Here is a 2790-nt window from a genome sequence, read left to right on the forward strand (position 1 = left end):
GTCCGCCTGTCAGGCACCCTCGACGAGACCGCCCTCAGAGCCGCGGTCGGTGATGTGGCCGACCGGCACGAGGCCCTGCGGACCGTGATCGGCGATGCGGAGGGCGAGCCGTTCCAGGACATCCGCCCGCCCGGCCAGCCGGTGCCGTTCGAGGTGACCACCTGCACGGAGGGTGAGCTGCCGGGCCGGCTGGCCGGGGCCTCCCGGTATGTGTTCGACCTGACGGCCGAGATCCCGCTGCGGGTCACCCTCTTCCAGATCGGGGAAGGGGAAGGGGAGTGGGTACTGCTGGTGCTGCTGCACCACATCGCCTCCGACGGCTGGTCGACGGCCCCGTTCCTGAGGGATCTCGGGCAGGCGTATACCGCCCGTCTGGGGAAGGGTGCGGCCCCGGTGTGGAAGGACCTCCCGGTCCAGTACGCCGACTACACGCTGTGGCAGCAGGACCTTCTGGGTGACCCCGCCGATGAGGAGTCGCTGTTCGCGCGCCAGCTGGGCTACTGGAAGCAGGCTCTCACCGGGGCACCCGAGGAACTCACCCTGCCCTTCGACCGGCCCCGTCCCGCAGAACCCTCCCATCAGGGCGCCATGGCCCTGTTCGACATCGACACCACCACCCACCAGCAGCTCGCGGCCCTCGCCCGGTCCACGAACACCAGCATGTTCATGGTCTTCCAGGCCGCCATCGCCGCCACCCTCACCCGCCTCGGCGCCGGCACCGACATCCCCATCGGCATCCCCATCGCCGGACGCACCGACGACGCCCTCGAAGACCTCGTCGGGTTCTTCGTCAACACCCTCGTCCTGCGCACCGACACCACCGGCAACCCCACCTTCCGCACCCTCCTGGCCCGTGTCCGCGACACCGACCTCGCCGCCTACGCCCACCAGGACCTCCCCTTCGAATCCCTCGTCGAAGCCCTCAACCCCCAGCGGAGCCTGTCACGTCACCCCCTCTTCCAGGTGACGCTGGCCTACCACAACACCACCCAGGCCCACCTCACCCTCCCCAACCTCACCACCCACACCCTCCCCCCCACCACCGAAACCGCCAAAACCGACCTTACCTTCGCAGTCGCCGAACACGAGGGTGGCGCCGAATCCGGTGGCTTCAAGGGAGCCCTCCAGTACGCGACGGATCTGTTCGACCGCGCCACCGCCGAGCGCATCACCACGTACCTCACCCGCCTTCTCACCGCCGCCGCGACCCACCCCGACGCACCCCTCCACACACTGGAGATGCTCTCGGCCGACGAGCAGCAGGCTCTTGTCTCGGGCCACGGCCACAACGCCGTCGGGGTCACCGTGATCGAAGGGTCGCTCCAGGAGCGGTTCGCGGCGGAGGCACGCACCCGCTCCGCAGAGATCGCCGTCGAGGCAGCGGATGGCCATGCGACCTTCGCCGAGCTGGACCGGCTGTCGAACCGCGTCGCGAACCGGCTCATCCGGGAGGGTGTGCGTATCGAGGACCGCGTGGCGGTACTCATGGACCGCTCAGTGGCCTCTGTCGCAGCGGTGCTCGGCGTGATCAAGGCGGGTGCTGCGTACGTCCCGTTGGACGACCGGCTTCCGGCGGAGCGCATCCGTCGGGTTCTTGAGGAGACCGCCGCCCGGACCGTTCTCACCGACAGGCCCGGCCGGCTTGGTTCCTCGCTCCCCGCGAAGGCCGTCGTCGTCGACGGCATCGGCGGCCTGGCCGACGAGACGGACTCCGCCCCCGAGGCCACGTCCGCTGCGGAGCATGTGGCCTACGTGATGTTCACCTCCGGCTCCACCGGTGTCCCGAAGGGCGTGTCGGTCACCCACGCCAACGTACTGGCACTCGTCGACGACCCGTGCTGGCGCAAGGAGTCGCGCGCGAAGGTACTGCTGCATTCCCCCAGCACGTTCGACCCTTCCACCTACGAGCTGTGGGGCCCGCTGCTGACCGGCGGCGTCATCGTCGTGGCGCCTGCCGGCGACATGGAGATGGAGGTGCTCGCCCGGACCATCGCCGACTACGAGGTGACCGGCCTCATGGTGGCGGCCTCCGTACTGCGACTGCTGGTGGAGGAGCACCCGGCGTGCCTGGCCGGTGTCCGGGAGATCTGGAGTGGTGGCGAGAGCATGTCACCGCAGGTCGTCGAGCGCATCTTCGAGGCCAACCCCGGCATCCTCGTGACCAACAGCTACGGGCCGACCGAGACCACGCTGTGCGCCGTCCACCACACGCTCACTGCCGAATCCACGCTCAACGACCGTATTCCCATTGGTGTTCCGGTGGGGAATACGCGGGTGTATGTGCTGGATGGGTTGTTGTCGGTGGTGCCGGTGGGTGTGGTGGGTGAGTTGTATGTGGCGGGTGCGGGTCTGGCGCGGGGGTATCTGGGGCGGGCCGGTCTGACGGCGGAGCGGTTCGTGGCGGATCCGTTCGGTCCGGTGGGGTCGCGGATGTACCGGACCGGGGATGTGGTGCGGTGGCGGGCGGACGGGTCGCTGGACTTTGTGGGGCGTGCGGACGATCAGGTGAAGGTGCGGGGGTTCCGGATCGAGCCGGGTGAGGTGGAGACGGCTCTGTCGCGGGTGGCGGGTGTCGGCGGGTGTGCGGTGGTGGTGCGGGAGGACCAGCCGGGCCAGAAGCGTCTGACCGGCTACGTCGTCCCGGACCCCACCACAGCCACAGCCCCGGCCCCGGGTGCGGCCCCGGGTGCGGTCTCGGTTCCGGGTGTGGATGGGGGTGGGTTGCGGCTGGCTCTGCTGGAGGTCCTGCCCGATTACATGGTGCCCTCCGCGTTCGTGATCGTGGACCGG

At 69.5% G+C, this 2790-nt stretch carries 1 protein-coding gene; it reads left to right on the forward strand.

All coding sequences use genetic code 11. The annotated features are described in order from the left end of the window. A partial coding sequence (locus ABT354_RS37935) for a non-ribosomal peptide synthetase (RefSeq protein WP_351502618.1) occupies positions 1-2790 on the forward strand: 2790 nt, incomplete at both ends.

This window comes from Streptomyces sp. NPDC000594, assembly GCF_040299965.1.
Lineage (GTDB): Bacteria > Actinomycetota > Actinomycetes > Streptomycetales > Streptomycetaceae > Streptomyces.